The organism is Candidatus Paralachnospira sp. LCP21S3_A2, from assembly GCF_052118925.1.
Taxonomy (GTDB): Bacteria; Bacillota; Clostridia; order Lachnospirales; family Lachnospiraceae; genus Lientehia.
In genome coordinates, this window is the sequence record NZ_JBQKGG010000007.1 from 23,078 (window position 1) to 41,010 (window position 17,933).

The window sequence follows — 17,933 nt, forward strand, 5'->3', positions numbered from 1 at the left end:
GAAAAAGAGACACCAATCGCTTCAGCGAATTCTGTTTGATTCAGCAGACATTTTCTTCTGATATCTTTAATCTCAGTGCTTATACTCATGAGTGACCTCCTTGTCCATTTATATAGCGTTATTACAGCAAATATAAAGCAAAAAGCAAATTGGTTAAGACAAAGATACTATTTGTTGTATTCCATTGTATTCTACAATATCATTAGGCACATACCAAAAAACGGACATCTAAAGTCAATATTTTTGTCCACTCACCCCCAAATCAACACTTCTATCTATCCAACTATAAAATTCAGCCTCTCTGCCGCTCCCAAAACGCAGAAAATCCGAGGACCTGGATTTACGTCCAAATCCTCGGAAAGCCTTATATTTCAAGCATTTTCACACTCTCAATTGTGTACTTTAGTCAACAGAACCACGCTCTCGACGTCGTTTTCGTTGAGCAACACCCTACCACCAGCTTCAGCGTCATAATCTACGCGGAATTTAAATCTGATTCGCTTCAGGATGCTTCCATTTTCCTGTCTTTCAGGAAACAGGTCAATCCTTTCAATAAGTGTATATAAAAACTCTTTTCTCTCCAAGTCGGTCATTTCTTCAAACATTTCATCGAATTGGAGAAGAACCTTGCAGAGCTGCTTTGATGTCAGGTTCTCATCATAGGCTCCGGATATCTTATCAGTCACATCATCGATCTTTTCTTCCAGGTCAGCGATCCTGTCATAAAGTGTATCCAGACGGTCTTGCATGTCCTGATACTTTCGATCGTAATGCCTGTCAGTAACATCCAGTCTATCCAGCTGCTGCATCAACTTATCCTTTGCACCTGTCGCCTGAACCAGCTGAGTCCTGAGACCTTCACGCTCTGCTTCAAAGCTTGATACATCCACCTTCTCATCCAGCTTGCCTCTGATGAAAGCTTCAAACTGTTCATCATTCACCATGTCGTGAATAACACCAATTATTTCGGCATCTGTATCAATCTGGTTTAGCGAAGGTTTGAAATCACATTTCTTACCAGTGCTTTCAATTCGCTTTCGGTGTAAACATCGATAGTAGAATGTGGAATTCACCTTGCCGCTTGGATACTTCTTCCGTCGAACTGTTCCGGCAAGAGAAGCTCCGCAGATCGGGCATTTCAGGATACCTGCCAGAAGATGTTCATGGTCAAGATCATGAATCTTATTCCATTTGACACCGGTCTCTTTTCGCTTCTCACGAGCTTTGTTCCAAGTATCTTCATCTATGATAGCATCATGTCTTCCATCAGCGACAAGATAATCATCCTGCTTAACTCTACGATATTGATCTCTGGTTCCTTTGACTTTTTCTGTGGCACTCTTACCATATACGATCTTACCAACATAGACTGGATTATCAAGTATCTTCATGATATGGCTGCGAGTAAAATAACTCACTTCAAAGTCACGGCTCGTATTTTTCGTATAACCATGATCATTCAGATAATTGCTGATTGAGTCCGCGCCCATATCAGAATTGATGAATTTATCGAAGATAACCTTAACGATCTCAGCTTCCTTCGGATCAACGACCAGTTCGCCTTTTTCTTTATCCAGGCGATATCCAAATGGAGCCAAGCCTCCGTTCCACTTACCCTCTCTGGCCTTCTGCTTCCGACCTTCCATTGTCTGAACAAGAATGTTCTCACGCTCAATCTCTGCAACAGCGGAGAGAACGGTGATGGTAAGCTTACCAGAATCCTTGGAAGAATCGATGCCATCCTCAACGCAGATCAGATTCACTCCGTAATCCTGAATATACTGAAGTGAGTTCAATACATCCGCAGCATTTCTTCCAAATCGAGAAAGCTTAAATACCAGTATATAGGATATTCCGTCTCTGTCATCAGTGATATCCCGAAGCATCTGCGTAAACTCAGGACGACCGGTTATATTCTTTCCAGATCTTCCTGCATCGCAATACTCCCTTACGACCTCCATTCCCTGATAATCAGCAAACTTGTTAAGTCGCTCTCTCTGAGCTTCCAGACTGTATCCTTCCACCTGCATGGAAGTGGAGACGCGGATATATATGTAGCATTTCTGCTGCTTCTTTTTCTTCTTTTCTGTCATACCGCATCCTCCCTGTACTCGACATCCTGCTCCATCAAATCATAGAACTTCAGTGCCTCCATAATCAGCAGTTCTTTTTCTTTTGTGCACTTCGGCACATGGTTCTTATTCTTCTCTGGTTTATTATATGCTTTTCCGATCTCCAGTCCGTACTTTCTCTTGATTTGTGCGATGTAAAGAGTCGGAATCTTGACGTTATATTTCTCAAGAATATACGCCTTAATATTGGCATATGTTCCTTTTCGTACAATCACCTTCTGGCTACCGTCAGCTTGTTTCTTCATGATGATATTGCCTTTGTCCGGCAGATCAATATCTATATCAGCGCAATCAAGCTTGAAAGATATTGTATCTTCTGGCTTAGAATTCTTAACCAGTGGCTTTCCATCAAATACCATCGGAAATTTGAAGGATATGCTTTTTATAATCTTGCCGTCTGTCCTATCCTCCGGAAAAAGCTCAATTTCATCAACAAATGCCTGGAACATTTCCTTCCGCTCTTCCTCCGACATTTCCTCATACATAAGAGGCAGGTTCTCTATAAATGTCATAATCTGAACTGTCGAATCCGCCTTTTGTTTCAGTGCCTCAAGCTTTTTCTTGGTAGCGATAACATCTGTTTCCAAATCATCAATTCGATCATATATGCTGTCGAGCTTATCAGATGTTTCTTCGTATTTCTTGTCATAATCCTTACCAAGAGGATTCAGCCCATCAAGCTTTTCACCAAGCCGGTCTTTGGTCAGCTCCGCTTCCCTAAGCTCCTTACGAAGATCCTGGAGCCGCTTTTCTGTCTTATCAATATTCCCCTGATTACCCAAGGCCACCTGCAAAGCATCTTGGAATTCCTTGTATGTCTGGAGCTTTTGCAGAATCTTCATGACCAAACCATCTATGATTTCCTGATTTAAGCTCTGATCGAAAGGACACGTTTTCCCGTTTTGTCTTGTATTATACCGGCACTTATAGTAATAAATCGGCTTATAGTATCCATCACCTTTCAGGTTCTTCGTTCTACTAATCATCCCGGTGAGTCCCTTACCGCAGATTGGACATTTCACAATTCCCGAAAGCAGATGCACATGGCCACCGTCTTCTGCCTTTTTGTAGCGTCCGGCGATTTCAGTTCTCTTTGCATGAACGCTATCCCACACTTCAGGCGAAACAACAATCTCATGCTTACCCTCAGCCATGATGATATTATCCTCATCCAGCTTTATGGTCTTTCCATCCCTGTCCTTCTTATTGGTTCTTCTGTTGTAATAAACTCTTCCACAATAAAATGGATTATCCAGGATTCTTGATACAAACTCATAAGTGAATGGCTTCTGCTCTCCTTTTCCAGAGATACGAACCAGATTGCTTTTGTTCAACTCATATGCCACAGCAGAAGCTGACATGTTTTCCTGCTGATATAGCTCATATATCTTTCGGATCACTTCTGCTTCAGGCGGAACCAGAACCAATTCATGATTAACGTTCTTATAACCATAAGGAACTGCACCACCAGTCCATCCGCCTTCAAGCATCTTTTGTATTTTTCCGGCCATAAACTGAACAGTAATATTTTCTCTTTCCATTTCAGCAACTGCAGAGAGAATAGCCAGTGTCAATCTGCCACCCTGTGTAGATGAATCAATAGATTCCTCGACACTCACGAGATCAATACCAAAGTCTTCGAGAAGCTGTATCGACTTCAGAATATCAGCTGCATTTCTTCCGAAACGTGACAACTTGAAGACCAGAACAAATGAAATATCATCCTTCTGGCTCTTGATATCAGTCATCATCTGTCGGAATGCTGGACGACCTTTTATATTCTTGCCGGATTTGCCGGCGTCACAATAGCTTCCGACAATCTGCAGTTCCCTATATTCCGCATATGCCTTAAGGCTTTCTTCCTGTGCATCAAGGCTATACCCTTCAGTTTGAGCGGTGGTGGAGACTCTTGTGTAGATATAGCATTTCTTCAATGATCTCCGCCTCCTTTCTTTGGGTGTTGCTCTTTGTCACACAGCAGTTCCTTGTTTGATACAATACCACGATATCGACAGTTTTTCAATACGGTTTTCAAATGAAAAACCGGCAATAGGAATCCTCCCACTGCCGATTTCTCACCACGCTTGAATATGATTTACTCTGCAACTATATCTTCTGACTCTTTGTTTGCTTCCAATCGTTCTTTCTCTTCAATCTTTGCAAGAACCTTTTTACCGTACTTTTGTATCATACGCGCCATGAACTCAGCAGCGATAATCATATTCTGTCTGGATTTTTCATCATCTTCCGGCATACATACTTCAATGCCGTTCTTCATGAAAGTTGTCATTCGTGGCACCTCCGGGAATCAAAGTGAGGTTCTTCCCTCCTATCTTCCTAAGCGCCTTTGGAAAATATTTTTCCGGTCAAAAGGCAAAAAAATAACGGCCAGCAGAGAACTCAATCTCCACCAGCCATCATTCTTAAATCCTACGGACGAAATCCAACGATATCCATCCTATTCCGCTCTTCAGCCTACCCCATCCGGCAGAGCTGCCTTTGCCACTTCTCACTTCCATGATTGTGTACACACCAATCGGAATAAACTGAACCCTGTCATAATCGGTTCCCGGACCCTTCCTGATATTCAGATCCGAAATACTGACCTTCACCAGGAACGGCACCTTCACCGCAGTCTCCGCCGCCTTCGATGCATACACTACCTTGCCATCCGCATCGAACACCTTATATCCCGGATTCTGATCCGCGCATTTCTTCGCGTTGTCCAGGACCTTATAAGCTCCCTTCTGGCTCTTGGCATCCGCCCATGACTTTCTAACACGGTACCAGCGGATCACCTCACCGCCGGTGTCCTTAGCATCATACTGAGTCAGGTTCCACCTTTCGATGATGGAGATCAGCTTCTCCACATAGGTCAGGCTCGTTGCATAGCCGCCATCCTTGATGATCTGCACAGCCTTCTTATAATCCAAGCATCCCTTCAGCCCATCATATCTCAGCTTACTGCCGTTCTTCGCTCCAAGCAGATAAGCGGAATGGTCAGCAATAGAATCCTCGATACAGGGATACTTTCGGAAGTCAGCCGTGATCGTGACCATGCTGCCGTCAGGATTCTGTTCCTGCGTCTTCTTCGTGTACTTGCTCTTACCGTCCCAGCTGGATCCGCTCCAGCTATTCCCAGACAGGCTGCACTTCATTCCGAAAATATTGTTGGCGTTCTGAGCCAGCTCACTCTTTCCATACCCAGATTCCAGAATGAACTGGGCCAGCGATACCGAAGCCAGGATACCGCTCTTCTTCTGATCCGCAGTGAAGAGTGCACCGACCTTCTTGATCGCATCCACCTCAGACAGGTTCTTCAGGACAGAGACCTGTGTCCCCTTTGCAGCCCAACCGCCACCGGAATCAGCGGTTCCCTGCAGTGCCTTCGTCACCTTCTCAGCCAGATCTCCCATCCTCGCATACATCCAGTTCCCCGGACAGGACTTATTCGCAAACCACCTGTGAACGGTCAAGATCATCTCCCCGCTCTTAGGAGAATAATTAAGCGTCTTGTCCTTATCTCCGAACCAGATCAGCTTGCTCTTGCCATTGCGCTTGCAGATATCTATGCAGAGCTTGATCAGCGTCTGATACACCACATCCCTGAAAGCATAAGGCTCTGTGGTATCGGAAGCACACTCGATCGTGATCGCCCTCTGGTCATTGGCATTGCTGGAAGTACACCAGGAACGATTCTTCTCTTCCACGTACAAAGCCACCCTGCCGTCACGATCAATGCCGTAGTTGCTGGATGCCTGCGTGGACTGCTTCTCAAACCATTCCCCCAGGCCTTCCGCCGTACACTGACCGACCACACAATGAGGCGTGATCCGGTCAATGCTGTGCGTCCTCTGGCCAGAATGGTTCGGAGAAAGCTTCTTATAAACCACCATAGAACTGTTCGTATAAGCCATTATTCTTCACCTTCCTTTTCGTCTTTGCCATCCTTGCCATCATCTTCCTTCTCACTTCTGTCATGCAGCTGCTCCAGCACCTTGTGAAGCTTTCCCGGAATCGGAAGTCCCAGATACGCCGCATTCTCTACAAGGCTCAGACCTTCATTGGAAATGTAGAAGAAAATGATCGCGGTTCTGAGCACACCGGCTTCTCCGAAAATGTGAGTATCCAGCAGATGTCCGATACCTACCATCGCAAAGATCAGAACTTTCCTGCAGATCCCCTTGAAGCCCACGGCGCTCGACAGCTTCTTATCTGCCACCGCGCACATGACTCCTGTGATGTAATCCAGCACCACAAAAGCCAGAAGTGCATATAGCAGGCCGTCATTTCCGCCCAGGAAATAGCCAAGCCAGCCGCCTACAGCCGCAAAGATCGCCTGAATCACATTCCAAAACTCCTTCATTTCACATGCCCTCCTTCGCATAAAAATAGGCGGCTCCCATATCGGGATAACCGCCTTAACAACACCTATTCATTTATCCAACCCTTACGTCACCGTCTGCTCCGTCAGCGTATACGTGATCTTCATCGTCTTATCCGCATTTTTGACCACAGCCTGGCTCAGATTACAGATCGTAGCCAGATACGGAGTCAGCAGCCAGGTGTATCTGTACTGATTCAGATAAGCGCCGCCCCAGGCAAAGACATATTCCTTGTACTGGAAGAACTGTGTGGACACATTTCCGCAGCGTTCCCCGGCAAAGGTCGCAATCACGTTATCATTCACATCGATCTCAAAATCATAGCCGATGATGATATCATTCAGAATACTCATGCAGCAGTCACAGCTTCCCGTTTCACCGATGCACCGCATCTTGGAAGTGAACCCCAGGCTTATCAGCGTCACGTCCGTGCTATTGGAGATATTGATCTTGTATACGCCGGTCTTGTCATAAGACGGCACATACAAATATCCGTTTCTCACCACAGCGCTTCTGTTTCCGGAAGGATAACTGGAATCCTCCCGGAAGCTTCCCACCGCCATCAGATGTGCGTTCGACAGCGTCCAGCTGCCTTCCGTAAATGTATAATCACTCTTCTTGATCTTTATCCAGAGCATCGTTGCATTCCCGGAAGAATTCGCCTGATTGGAGAAGCCATACCAGTACCCATCTCCGCCATCGCAGAAGATTCCATACGGTGTGTAGCTGCCATAGAACTTAAAGATGGAACACTGCAGAACCGTTGTATCCTCCAGCACCAGTGTGGAGTCATCCAGCTTCTCATTCAGCCCGATATCAAACACCGGGATTCGGTACCTTTTGATCGTGACCGTATTACTTGCGTAGCCCAGAGAATAAAGCTTCGCATTCTCAAAATCCACCGTCACTGTCCGGAACAAATCATTGATGAATCCATCTTCATCATTCAGACTGACCTTCTTGATCTGAAGCAGCGTAGTGTCCACCGCCACATCGGAGCCATAGGCGTTCGCCCCGCCATGCTTGGATGTAAGCCCGACCGCCGTGATCGTGCCGTTGCCCTGCGAAGGTGTAAACTCCCAGACGAACTTATAACCGTCTGTCAGCTTCGTACTCTCGGTCAGGTTCATGCTTCCCCTTTTCGTATTCGCCGTAGCATTAACATCATTGGAAGCATAAGCTACCGGCAGATTCGTTGACGGCTGATAAATGTTATCCGCCTGCTCCGTAATGGAACTTGGAAAAAGCAGGATGCCTCCGATCATGTTCGGGCAGATCGGAAGCAGCTCGTTATTCCAGGTCAGAGAATCATCATACTCCCCACCGGCCTTATACATGACACCCATCGGATTTACTCCCAGAATGTCATTGACGGCATTGGTGACCATGTTGGTCTCCGATACCGTCTCCACATTTCCTGTATTCTGGTCTTCCAGTTCAATGACCAGATTTCCTGTATATCTCTTCATCGCAACCTCCTTACGCGTTACTGCCCGGCACGTCCACAACCATCGCAAAGCCTCCGATGCCGGATCTTCCGTTCTTAACATCCGAATAGTACCGTCTCATGGTTTCCTTGACCTCCCACTCATCCGCATCCGTGAACGCCTTCACCTGAAGTCTTCCGTTCTGTCTGCCGTTGCCAATCCGGAACAGATCCACGTACTCTTCAATATCGATTCTGCCGTCCCATGCCGCCGAAGCACCCATGCTCTGACCGGAGATGGAAGCAATGCACATCCCGGTATCCACCGCTGCTGTGCCACCCTCGCAGCGCATATAGACATTGAAGATATTCGTATAGTTCGGCACCACATTCTCGATCGGATAATACAGAAGGATCGTATGTCTTCCCGAGTGCCAGTTTTCCTGCGGATAATGCACCGGAATCATCTGGTTATTGAACTCAAAGGAAAAGATCACATCCGCATGACCGTCCTCCTGCCAGCTCATCGGAAGAGATACCGTAATCGTCTGCTCTTCCGTGCTGCCGATCACCACCGGCTCTTCCTCCGGATCTTCCGGATCCACAGGTACCCCGTCAACATTCACCGAAGGGATCACCACATCACCGGAAGCCGTCACCGACCTTGTCATCGGCTGGGCCGTCACATCTACGATCACCTGCCCGAAGAACTGCGCATGGTTCGCTTCAGTCGTAGCAAACTCGATGGAAATGATCTTCGTGTCCACATCCGTCACAGAAAATGCTGAAGCGTTAGTGAAGGTATGGATCCCGATCTTTCCTGCCTCGATCTGAGCCAGAAGCCCTGAAATGTTCTTATCGTTCTTACTCTTCGCCTGGGACAGCTTCGGATTCTTTCCCACGCACTTGATACTCTGCCTGCCGCCGATCTTGATGCTGTTCGATGTGATGCAGGCATACTTCGTGGCATCCGCTTGTCCACCGCTGAATGACAAAACATCGCCAACATCCAGTGCTGGATTTCCGATGGTATCCGAATCAAACGGCACGTAGTTCACGACGGCCAGATCATTCAGGATATTCTCACAGAGTTGCCGCCTGGTCTCTTTCAGACCGAACTGCAGCAGAGGATTAACGCCCAGGTTCATCGTCAACCCATCATCCGGATCCAGTGCATAATACTCCGCAATCTGTGTCCGAAGGTTCGTTGAACTGACCGCTGTATATCGCGTGATAAAGTCCGAAAAGCTGGAAGTGAACCTGTGCTTCCTCTCAACTGTCAGCACCGGCGTATTCCCATACTTCCGAAGCTCCAGCTCCCCGGCTCTGTTGATCACGAAAAAACCGCCAAGCACCTGTCCCACATAGAACAGCACATCGCGGTAAGTCTCAATATCATTATCAGAATAGATGGACAGGTTCTCGGTTCCGTTCGGCATCGCCTCAATGGTTGCCCTGTCCTGAGCCAGCGTCACCTCACAGGCCGTACTGCAGAGCACCATGAAGTCATAAGCGTTACCGATGGATTCAAGGGAAGTGAAAGCCTTCTCAAAGCGAACCATGTAATCATAGGCCTTGATCTCCAGGCACTTAGCTTTCCTGTTCGCCTCTGATACTTCAAAGATCCCCATCGGGATCCTCTCATAAGAACCACCCGCTATCTGCAGGTGATAGAAAAGCTCCACCTTCGCATCTTCCAGCGTATACCGGTTGATCTCGGAGAATAGCGATATCCCCATCTCAGCCGCATAAACCGTTCCCAGTTCTATCTCTGTGGATCCGCAGCACTGACTGGTAATATACCCGCTGCCCTTGACCATATCATCCTGATCAAACTCATAAACTGTTCCGGCAGTCGTTGTGATCCTGCCGGTCCAGTAATATTTTCTTGTATTCGCCTTCACTGCTTCAAGAAAGGCATTGCTGACCGGATACAAATGACCACCTCCCTCCAGACATGAAAAGAGAGCCGGTTTCCCGACCCTCTTAGTAGCTAAATGTGATTTGCTTATTCTGCCTTGTCGCAATAGATTTGAATAGCGTTATCCACGAACTCTGCAGTTCCTTCTCCGCCATACTCATCGATGTTCTTTGTAAAGTCACCGCCTCCTGAATACATCTTACCCAAGCCTCGCAAAATCTTATTTGAGCAGGTGTACATGTTTTCAGTTATATAAGCTTGTATCCTTTTCACCAAATCCTGTGCTTCAGGCGATGCCGGATCCGTATTCCTCATCTCTCCAGCTTCCTTGAAAAGCAGCATAAATCTATCTGCAAGGATATTATCCTCTTCCTTTGTACGATTCTTCTGCTTTTCCTCCATCTCTTTGTACTCAGGCGTATTGCCATATAGTTCCTTGGCCTGTCGGGAATACTCATCCAGCTTACTTCTATCAAAAGCCTTAAAATCCATATGCTTCACTCCTAACAATTTTATTCCAAGCGCAAAGTTCATCAGATTCTCAATATGTTCCTTCTTCAACCGAAGCAGTTCAATCTGCTGCTCTAATGCCGTGCTTCTGTCAAAATCAGGACTGTTTATGATCGCCTTGATGTCCTTCAAAGGAAACTCCAACTCACGAAACAACAATATGTGCTGAAGGCGTTCCAGATCTGCATCGTCATACAGCCTGTAACCTGCATCGGTGTATCCCGTCGGATGCAAAAGACCGATCTTGTCATAATATTGTAGAGTGCGTATACTCACCCCGGCAAGCTTGCTCACTTCATGTATTGTCATCATTGGCATATCCTCCATTCGCTTGGTAATGTTAATATAAACTATTACGCAACGTAGGAGTCAACACTTTTTTTCAAAATTCTTTCAACGTGAAAGATATCTCCCAGAGTGAACCATACGATGTATCACTGACCAGCTTCACCTGATACCCGTCAATGTACATCTGCGTGTTTACGATGTTCATGGTCTCCATATCCAGGTATCCGACCGTAATGCTCGCCAGCTTCTTATATGCCGAAAACTTATTCAGCCACTTCTTCGATACACGGAAGGTCACTCCGATCTGAACCACGCCTTCCCGGACAACATCCCTCTGCGTGGTTCCTGCCTCCGTCACACCCCCGCTATCTGCCTCCACATCCGATAAACTCACAGAATAAGAGGCAGGCATCGGGATATTCTCATTGTTAAAAACAAGATACTGCAAATGAGCCATCTTACCTGCCTCCACTTCTTAAATTCATTCTCTGCTGAGCCGTAACCACAATCTCATCAATCATGTCACCGCCGATATAAACCGGGATCACGATATCCCCTGCAGCGCCTCCACCGGCCAGAGCTGTATTCAGTGCTGTATTGATTCCGGAGATCAGATCTCCGCTCGATGCAGCCGATCCGGAATAGTTACCCTGAGCTGCCATCACCCTCGGAGTAATGGTAAGATCAGAAGTCACACCGTTCATTGCGTTCTCAATCATGCCCCGGCTCTTCTCAATGCCTTTTGCAAGTCCTCCAATGAAGTCCGGCATCCAGCTCTCATAATCCGTCAAAGGTCCTTCATCCGGCACAGAGAAATGCAGGAAGCTCCGGATCTTATTTGCAACAGAAGAAACCGCATCCCCGACCTTACCGATCATGGACTTGATACCATTCACGATGCCGCCAATGAAGTCAGCACCCCACTGGAAAGCCTGCGAAGCAAGTCCCTTGATAAAGCCGATAGCCTTGTCAAAGCCACCCTTCACTGCACCATAAATATTTCCGCAGATATTTTTGATGCCGTTCAGCATAGCATTAAAGGCATTCGTCACGCCGGTCTTGATCGCGTTTGCCGCATTGGATACGGCAGTCTTGATATTGTTCCAGGCTGTCGTGACTGCATTTTTGATTGCGTTCACGATAGTTGTGATCGTATTCTTGATGCCGTTCCAGACCGTAGTAACCGCTGTCTTAATGGCATTCAGCACCGTAGTGATCGCAGTCTTGATCCCATTCCACGCCGTACTCAGGAAGGTGGAGATCGCATTTACCACCGTAGTGATAACCGACTTAATTCCATTCCAGACTGTCGTGAAAAATGTCTTAATCGCATTCCACACGGTTGTCACGGTATTTTTGATCGTGTTCCATGCCGTAGTCAGGAATGTGCTGATCGCGTTCACCACCGTCGTGAAAATGTTCTTGATGCCTTCCCACAGCCCGGAGAAGAAATCCTTGATTGCATTCCAGACTGTTGTAGCCGTGGTCTTGATTGCTTCCCACGCCGCCTGGAAGAATGCCTTCAGCGCCTCCCACACGGCAATAGCGATCTCTTTGATGCTCTCCCACAGGTCGATCCAGAACTGCCGGAACTCTTCACAGTTGTTCCAGAGATAAATGAACGCTGCCACCAAAGCCACGATCGCCGCGATGATTAGCACATACGGATTCGCAGCACATACCGCATTGAAGGCAGCAAATACTCCCTTCGCTGCATTGATCACACCTGCCAGCTTCGGAACCAGAGTCATAATGGTACCGACCGCAGAGATGACTTTACCGATTATGATCAGTATCGGTCCGATTGCAGCCGCCACCAGGGCAATCGTCACAATCACCTTCCTGGTACCTTCATCCATCGAATTGAGCCAGTCCACAAACTTCTGGATCCAACCCACAATCGTCCGAATCGCAGGCATCAACAGCTCACCAAAGGAAATCGCCAATTCTTCCAGCTGAGACTTCAGGATCTGCAGCTGACCGGCAAGGTTGTCATTCATGGTCTCGGCCATACTTGCTGCAGAACCATCACAGTTATCAATCGCACTGGAAAGCTTGGTGATATCCGCTTCTCCGGCGTTCATCAGAGCCAGAAATCCGGACATCGCATTCTTGCCGACAAGACTTTCAGCCGCTGCCGCCTTCTCAGATTCAGACAATCCAGAAAATGCCGTCCGGCAGTATGCAAGGATATCCGACAGATCCCTCATAGAGCCGTCCGCATTGGTCGTAGCAACCGTGACCTCTCCGATAGAGGATCCGCAGATCTTCACCTCTCCGGACAGGTTGTTCATGATCGTCCTGAGTGAAGTACCTGCCTGGGATCCTTTGATACCGGCATTGGCCATCAAACCGATTGCTTCCGCCGTATCCTCCGCAGAGAATCCCAGAGCACCGGCAATCGGAGCACAATACTTGAAGGTCTCACCCATCATGGAGACATTCGTATTGGCATTACTGGAAGCCGCCGCAAGGATATCTGCAAAATGCCCAGAGTCCTTCGCTGTAAGTCCAAACGCTGTCAGAGCATCCGTTACAATATCGGAAGTAGTTGCCAGATCCTCTCCGGAAGCTGCGGCCAGGTTCATGACACCTTCGATACCGGAAAGCATATCCTCCGTCTTCCAGCCGGCCATCGCCATATAGTTCATGGCTTCCGCTGCCTCGGATGCAGAGAACTTTGTCTTCTCACCCATCTCACGGGCTTTATCCCGGAGTGCTTCCAGATCAGAGCCAGTTGCGCCGGATACCGCCGCCACCTTGCTCATGGCGGAATCAAAATCAGCGGCAGTCTTCACCGCCGCCGTACCTAATCCCACAACGCCCAGAGTTACAGGCATGAATTTCTTTCCGACATTGGTAACATTGTCACCAACTGTCTTCAGCTTCTCACCCTTTGCAGCGATCTCCTGAAGAGCCGTACCGGAAGCCTTCGCCTGTTCCTCCAAGGACTTCAACTTCTGTTCAGTTTCGACGATCTCACGCTGCAGGCCGTCATACTGTTCCTGTGTGATCGTTCCATCCTTCAGTGCCTGCTCTGCTTGTTCCGCTGCTGTCTTCAAGGTCTCCAGCTTTTCCTTCGTTTCCTTGACGGCATCCCCTAGGAGCCTGTGCTTCTGTGCAAGCAGTTCCGTATTTCCCGGATCAAGTTTCAGGAGCTTATCGACATCACGCAGCTGGCTCTGAGTATTTCTGATCTCTGTATTTACACCCTTAAGGGCTGTCTGTAGTTTGGTGGTATCGCCGCCGATCTCAACGGTGATACCCTGGATCCGTCCAGCCATGCGTCAGCCTCCTTCCCTTAAAATCGATCCATATCATCCTGAGATGCCAGAGTGCTGTATGCTCCCTGGTTCTCATCGTTCTGCATTTCCGTGTACATATCGTTGATGGTTCCGATCGTCAGAAGATCCATCTCCCCGATCTGCACACCAAGCTGCACCGCCCTTAACAAAAGGAGCGGCGTTGTCATTTCCCGGTCAGTCGCTCGAAGTTTTTTTTACTCTCCACCTGCGTCTGCACATTCAGTCCCCAGAGCTCGATGATCTCCGGAAGCACCTGATAAATGGAAAATGTCCCGAACTGATCCAGCCATTCATCCGGCGTATCCGGAACTCCCTGCGGATCCGCATGCTTCGCCATGATGTAGCTGATATCCTCGAACAGCTCCAGCGAAAAAGAATCCAGTGCGGAGTTTTCGGGATCGTTCTCATCAATGCTCTTCTGCAGATCGTGAAGATCCTTATAAATATCCCTGTGGAACTTGTTCCTGTATATTCTTGGAATGGCAGCGGAAGCCCTGAAGGTAACATCCTTGCCATCAATATTCACTGTCTTTGTAAGTGCCATTTCACTTTCCTCCAATCTAAGGTAAAGGGCAGAGCCGAAGCCCTGCCCCACACATTAACCCTGTCCCTGCTCAGTCGGTTCCGTTGTCGGAGACTGATAAACGGCAGAATACCAGCCGTTGTAGACCTCATCCGTTGTGTTTGCCCCGGTCTTAACCTTCACAAGACCGCTCGGAAGCGATGTTGCCGTGATCTCCAAAGACTCTGTCTGGACTTCCTTGGAGTCCTCATTGGTCTTGCCTTCGATGGTCGGTCTTGCGGCAGTGCAGTAATACATGCAGTGCCTGATCTTTTTCTTGTCCCCGGAGAACTCGAAAAGCAGAGCGAAATGCTCCGGCTCCACCGTGGAATCCTCTACCAGGACACCGTTCGTATCCTCAGTTTCCTTCAGGATGTCCTTCCTGAAGCTGTCCGGGATCAGCGCGATCTCCAGATCACCAGAATAGCCGTTATTGGCCACTGTGGTGTAATACACCATATCGTCCGCATAAAACGGCTCGGTATCCCCTTCAGGATCCAGAGACAGATTCACAGCTCCGGGAATTGCGACAGGCGTACCAAATGTCACGGCATTGGTATCCGGATCAAGTGTCGCCTTCGCATAATGGCAGTTCTTAAGGCCGAACTTCACCTTGTTGTTTGTACTCGGCATAATAAACCTCTCTTTCCGCTATACCGTCATCTGGTACAGCACTTCGTATAGTTTCTCTGACTCGATCCATACCTCCGATTTGTTCCAGAACAGCTCATGGGCATTCAGCACCGCCTCAACCCTGTCTTCCAGTTCCGGATCCTTCTCATCGGTATAAAGTTCAATGCTCAGGTTGGAAAACTCCATATATACCACGTTGTCCGCAGCAAAGTTCTCCGAACCCGGAAATAAAAAGCAGATGAATGGCGGATCAGGACTTTCCCCTTCCGCGAAATGGTCATACGCAAAAGGGATCTCCGTTTCAGCCAGCATCTGCATTACGTCTTCATGCGTCATCCTTCTTCCTCCCGATCTCGATAATGCATTCCGCAGCATGACGGCAGGCCGGGCAGTTATACGGATAACCATGACAATCCTCGCCTCTTCGGGTACCGTGGTAAACGGTAGCGCCGATCACCGCAATCCCAAGAGCGATCACGAATAACAAAAGCAATATCTCCATCATTACTAACCGCCTTTCTGCAGGTCACGCTCGATATCCCTTGTCAGCTGCTCGATGCCCGCCTGCTCCGCTGGTGCGATATGAGGGAACGCCCTTGTTCTTCCACCGCCGCGCTTCGCATGGCCAAACTCCAAAAGATGTGTCAGCTGGTACCGTTTGGAATGCACCACGATCTGGATGGAATCGGACGTTTCCCTGGTCTTTTTCACCGCCCAGCTCTTGGAATACTTTCCCGTCTTCTTCGGAGCCGTGCTTTCGATCTGCTGCTTTACGGTCTTACCTGCTTTCTGGACATCCTTCTTCAGGTCCTCCGCAGCAAGCTTCGCGTATTCTTCCATACCCTTCATCACGGTATCCGCCAGCTGGTCAATCTTTATCGTCTGTGCCATCAGCGCCGCTCCTTCCTGCAGGTGAACTTCAGTGACTTCTTCCGAAAGTTCATATGATCGATGTTCACGATGTTGTAGATCTCACCCATGAACATCACTCGGAAATGCGTGGAATCGATTGCAGCAGCCTTCCGGCAGTACCTGATGGTGACCGTCATGCTGAAATCCTCAACCGTAGTTCCGGCAGTCTGTTCTTCCTTGGAACTGGCCAGCCCTTCACCGCCGATTGTGGCAAAGCAGGTATAATAGTCCGTCCAGGCATTCTTGTGATTACCGTACTTGTCGGTCACGGTCTCATTCTTTTGGAACGTCACCTTTGATCTGAGTGCTGCCACATCCATCAGAATCCCTCCTTCCGGCTGCCGAACAGCAGAGCCCGAAGAGTCAGATCCATCGCATGATGATCAGCTTCTTCCCTGTGCTCATACAGATAAGCCACTGTAAACATCACAGCGATCTTTCCGTTCTGAGCCGCATCCAGATCCGCCTCATCGTCCGTCCGCAGGATATCCATGCACTGCTTCTTTGCCGCCGTTATGAAGTTTTCGATCAGGGAATCGTCATCCTCGAAATCAACCCGGAGATAGCTCTTCATCTCTTCCACAGTCACAGTCATCTGCATCACCTCACAAATTAGCGGCAGCACAATCATCTGTACTGCCGCCGTCATTACTGGTTCTTACGATCAGGCACTTGCCTTCATCTTCAGGAGCTGGATACCTTCCGGAAGGATCACCTTGCCGTCAACACGCTCCGTCGCAACAAAGCCGACCTGGCCGTTGGTGCTGTAGAGCTCATTGAGTCTCTGAACCGTTCTGCCGGATCTGTCAGCGATCCAGTAATTCTTGAAATCACCGAATGCCACAGTCAGAGCTCCCGCCTTCGCCGTAGGAACATACGGAGAAGTGTAAAGGTCATAGCCCAGAAGCTTGTCAGGCTCACCTGCCTGAAGGGAAGGCTGCCAGAGATAAGCATCGTTCTTGTCCTTCAGCTTACGGATCATGGATACCGTCGCGTCATTCATAAGGAACTTCGCGTTTCTGCGGTAAGGGCTCTTCAGCGAATAGATCAGGTTGATCAGCTCATCCGCCGTGATCGCCGTTGCGCTTGCTGCAGTCACACCTACGGTTCCGCCGTTCGCAGTGAAGATACCGGTAGGCTGTCCGGTTCCGGTACCGACACAGAAAGCCTCTTCCTCCGCAATACCAAATGCCCTTGCGAACTCACCGGCAATGTAAGACTCCAGGTCAAACATGGAATCCTGCAGAAGCTCGATGGAAACCTTCACAAGGTCAGTCAGCTTGAAGGCATCAATGGTCTTCTGGTCGAAAGTAGGACCGCTCTCGGTATAAGCACCGTTCTCTGCCGTCCACTGTGCGGTAGAGTGAGTTGCCGCAACCGGGATCTTTCTCTCGGCGCTGGTAGTGATGACCTTCGCAAGGCCTCTCACCACGTTTGCCTCATCCAGACCAGTCACGATCTGACGCTCGAACTCTTCCGGAACAAGATAGCCGCCGTCTGCCTGCACACCCTCGGAAAGGACGTTGTGGACAAGTCTTTTACCGCGGAGATGAGCTCCGAAGTCTTCCTTGTACGCATTGGAAGCACGCCCGGTCTTTTCCTCCACCTGCTTTGCCGGTCTTACGGTAAGCGGAGTATTGATAGGCTGATTAAGCGCCGCCTCTCTTGCCTCGGCTCTCTGCTGACGGTCGATCGCCGCTGTCAGATCCTCGATCTCCTGCTCCATACGGCTGTAAGTCGCGTTATCCTCCGCAGACAGAACGCCGTTCTCATTCTCGTGGGTATCCACAAAGTTCTTCGCGGTCTCCCACACCTTCGCTCTCTTCTCGATCATATCTTTGATAGTCATAGCTCGATTC

The 17,933-nt window shown here is 48.6% G+C and carries 19 protein-coding genes; all 19 read right to left on the minus strand.

Going from position 1 to position 17,933, the window contains the following annotated elements; translation table 11 throughout:
* Positions 1-389: 389 nt before the first annotated feature.
* Positions 390-2,093, minus strand: coding sequence for a recombinase family protein (locus tag ACTQ3K_RS06940; protein ID WP_441566517.1), 1,704 nt, complete (start codon positions 2,091-2,093; stop codon positions 390-392).
* Positions 2,090-4,066 (minus strand): recombinase family protein, encoded by a 1,977-nt coding sequence (locus ACTQ3K_RS06945; protein WP_441566519.1) that lies wholly within the window; start codon positions 4,064-4,066, stop codon positions 2,090-2,092. Before ACTQ3K_RS06945 ends, ACTQ3K_RS06940 begins: the two co-directional genes overlap by 4 nt.
* A gap of 161 nt (positions 4,067-4,227) precedes the next feature.
* Positions 4,228-4,422 (minus strand): hypothetical protein, encoded by a 195-nt coding sequence (locus ACTQ3K_RS06950; protein ID WP_441566521.1) that lies wholly within the window; start codon positions 4,420-4,422, stop codon positions 4,228-4,230.
* Between the two features lie 133 nt (positions 4,423-4,555).
* The gene (locus ACTQ3K_RS06955) at positions 4,556-6,049 is read right to left on the minus strand and encodes a glucosaminidase domain-containing protein (protein ID WP_441566523.1); all 1,494 of its coding nucleotides are present in this window, start codon (positions 6,047-6,049) and stop codon (positions 4,556-4,558) included.
* The gene (locus tag ACTQ3K_RS06960) at positions 6,049-6,498 is read right to left on the minus strand and encodes a phage holin family protein (RefSeq protein ID WP_278359838.1); all 450 of its coding nucleotides are present in this window, start codon (positions 6,496-6,498) and stop codon (positions 6,049-6,051) included. Before ACTQ3K_RS06960 ends, ACTQ3K_RS06955 begins: the two co-directional genes overlap by 1 nt.
* Before the next feature lie 84 nt (positions 6,499-6,582).
* Positions 6,583-7,986, minus strand: coding sequence for a hypothetical protein (locus ACTQ3K_RS06965; RefSeq protein ID WP_441566525.1), 1,404 nt, complete (start codon positions 7,984-7,986; stop codon positions 6,583-6,585).
* Between the two features lie 10 nt (positions 7,987-7,996).
* A complete protein-coding gene (locus ACTQ3K_RS06970; RefSeq protein ID WP_441566527.1) occupies positions 7,997-9,880 on the minus strand; it encodes a hypothetical protein in 1,884 nt (627 codons plus the stop codon).
* Between the two features lie 71 nt (positions 9,881-9,951).
* Positions 9,952-10,686, minus strand: coding sequence for a MerR family transcriptional regulator (locus tag ACTQ3K_RS06975; protein ID WP_441566529.1), 735 nt, complete (start codon positions 10,684-10,686; stop codon positions 9,952-9,954).
* A gap of 70 nt (positions 10,687-10,756) precedes the next feature.
* A complete protein-coding gene (locus tag ACTQ3K_RS06980) occupies positions 10,757-11,119 on the minus strand; it encodes a hypothetical protein (protein WP_441566531.1) in 363 nt (120 codons plus the stop codon).
* Position 11,120: 1 nt separating this feature from the next.
* On the minus strand, positions 11,121-13,946 hold the full coding sequence (locus ACTQ3K_RS06985) for a phage tail tape measure protein (protein ID WP_441566533.1): 2,826 nt from the start codon (positions 13,944-13,946) through the stop codon (positions 11,121-11,123).
* 17 nt (positions 13,947-13,963) lie between these two features.
* The gene (locus ACTQ3K_RS06990; protein ID WP_300782455.1) at positions 13,964-14,134 is read right to left on the minus strand and encodes a hypothetical protein; all 171 of its coding nucleotides are present in this window, start codon (positions 14,132-14,134) and stop codon (positions 13,964-13,966) included.
* On the minus strand, positions 14,131-14,511 hold the full coding sequence (locus ACTQ3K_RS06995) for a hypothetical protein (protein ID WP_099386431.1): 381 nt from the start codon (positions 14,509-14,511) through the stop codon (positions 14,131-14,133). The genes ACTQ3K_RS06990 and ACTQ3K_RS06995 overlap by 4 nt, the downstream gene beginning before the upstream one ends.
* A gap of 54 nt (positions 14,512-14,565) precedes the next feature.
* Positions 14,566-15,162, minus strand: coding sequence for a major tail protein (locus ACTQ3K_RS07000; RefSeq protein WP_441566536.1), 597 nt, complete (start codon positions 15,160-15,162; stop codon positions 14,566-14,568).
* 18 nt (positions 15,163-15,180) lie between these two features.
* The gene (locus tag ACTQ3K_RS07005; RefSeq protein ID WP_334336471.1) at positions 15,181-15,498 is read right to left on the minus strand and encodes a hypothetical protein; all 318 of its coding nucleotides are present in this window, start codon (positions 15,496-15,498) and stop codon (positions 15,181-15,183) included.
* The gene (locus tag ACTQ3K_RS07010) at positions 15,488-15,667 is read right to left on the minus strand and encodes a hypothetical protein (protein ID WP_441566538.1); all 180 of its coding nucleotides are present in this window, start codon (positions 15,665-15,667) and stop codon (positions 15,488-15,490) included. Before ACTQ3K_RS07010 ends, ACTQ3K_RS07005 begins: the two co-directional genes overlap by 11 nt.
* A 2-nt stretch (positions 15,668-15,669) precedes the next feature.
* The gene (locus ACTQ3K_RS07015; protein ID WP_278796351.1) at positions 15,670-16,053 is read right to left on the minus strand and encodes an HK97 gp10 family phage protein; all 384 of its coding nucleotides are present in this window, start codon (positions 16,051-16,053) and stop codon (positions 15,670-15,672) included.
* A complete protein-coding gene (locus ACTQ3K_RS07020; protein WP_278796350.1) occupies positions 16,053-16,394 on the minus strand; it encodes a phage head closure protein in 342 nt (113 codons plus the stop codon). The genes ACTQ3K_RS07015 and ACTQ3K_RS07020 overlap by 1 nt, the downstream gene beginning before the upstream one ends.
* Positions 16,394-16,669, minus strand: coding sequence for a head-tail connector protein (locus ACTQ3K_RS07025; RefSeq protein ID WP_278796349.1), 276 nt, complete (start codon positions 16,667-16,669; stop codon positions 16,394-16,396). The genes ACTQ3K_RS07020 and ACTQ3K_RS07025 overlap by 1 nt, the downstream gene beginning before the upstream one ends.
* Positions 16,670-16,738: 69 nt before the next feature.
* Positions 16,739-17,923 carry a phage major capsid protein gene (locus tag ACTQ3K_RS07030; RefSeq protein WP_441566541.1) on the minus strand — a complete coding sequence of 395 codons (1,185 nt, stop codon included), beginning with the start codon at positions 17,921-17,923 and terminating at the stop codon, positions 16,739-16,741.
* Positions 17,924-17,933: the final 10 nt, after the last annotated feature.

Coding starts and splice junctions, on each gene's coding strand:
- ACTQ3K_RS06940 (WP_441566517.1), bottom strand. CDS start 2,093: ATGACAGAAAAGAAGAAAAAGAAGCAGCAGAAATGCTACATATATATC.
- ACTQ3K_RS06950 (WP_441566521.1), bottom strand. CDS start 4,422: ATGACAACTTTCATGAAGAACGGCATTGAAGTATGTATGCCGGAAGAT.
- ACTQ3K_RS06955 (WP_441566523.1), bottom strand. CDS start 6,049: ATGGCTTATACGAACAGTTCTATGGTGGTTTATAAGAAGCTTTCTCCG.
- ACTQ3K_RS06960 (WP_278359838.1), bottom strand. CDS start 6,498: ATGAAGGAGTTTTGGAATGTGATTCAGGCGATCTTTGCGGCTGTAGGC.
- ACTQ3K_RS06965 (WP_441566525.1), bottom strand. CDS start 7,986: ATGAAGAGATATACAGGAAATCTGGTCATTGAACTGGAAGACCAGAAT.
- ACTQ3K_RS06975 (WP_441566529.1), bottom strand. CDS start 10,686: ATGATGACAATACATGAAGTGAGCAAGCTTGCCGGGGTGAGTATACGC.
- ACTQ3K_RS06980 (WP_441566531.1), bottom strand. CDS start 11,119: ATGGCTCATTTGCAGTATCTTGTTTTTAACAATGAGAATATCCCGATG.
- ACTQ3K_RS06985 (WP_441566533.1), bottom strand. CDS start 13,946: ATGGCTGGACGGATCCAGGGTATCACCGTTGAGATCGGCGGCGATACC.
- ACTQ3K_RS06990 (WP_300782455.1), bottom strand. CDS start 14,134: ATGACAACGCCGCTCCTTTTGTTAAGGGCGGTGCAGCTTGGTGTGCAG.
- ACTQ3K_RS06995 (WP_099386431.1), bottom strand. CDS start 14,511: ATGGCACTTACAAAGACAGTGAATATTGATGGCAAGGATGTTACCTTC.
- ACTQ3K_RS07000 (WP_441566536.1), bottom strand. CDS start 15,162: ATGCCGAGTACAAACAACAAGGTGAAGTTCGGCCTTAAGAACTGCCAT.
- ACTQ3K_RS07005 (WP_334336471.1), bottom strand. CDS start 15,498: ATGACGCATGAAGACGTAATGCAGATGCTGGCTGAAACGGAGATCCCT.
- ACTQ3K_RS07010 (WP_441566538.1), bottom strand. CDS start 15,667: ATGATGGAGATATTGCTTTTGTTATTCGTGATCGCTCTTGGGATTGCG.
- ACTQ3K_RS07015 (WP_278796351.1), bottom strand. CDS start 16,053: ATGGCACAGACGATAAAGATTGACCAGCTGGCGGATACCGTGATGAAG.
- ACTQ3K_RS07020 (WP_278796350.1), bottom strand. CDS start 16,394: ATGGATGTGGCAGCACTCAGATCAAAGGTGACGTTCCAAAAGAATGAG.
- ACTQ3K_RS07025 (WP_278796349.1), bottom strand. CDS start 16,669: ATGACTGTGACTGTGGAAGAGATGAAGAGCTATCTCCGGGTTGATTTC.
- ACTQ3K_RS07030 (WP_441566541.1), bottom strand. CDS start 17,923: ATGACTATCAAAGATATGATCGAGAAGAGAGCGAAGGTGTGGGAGACC.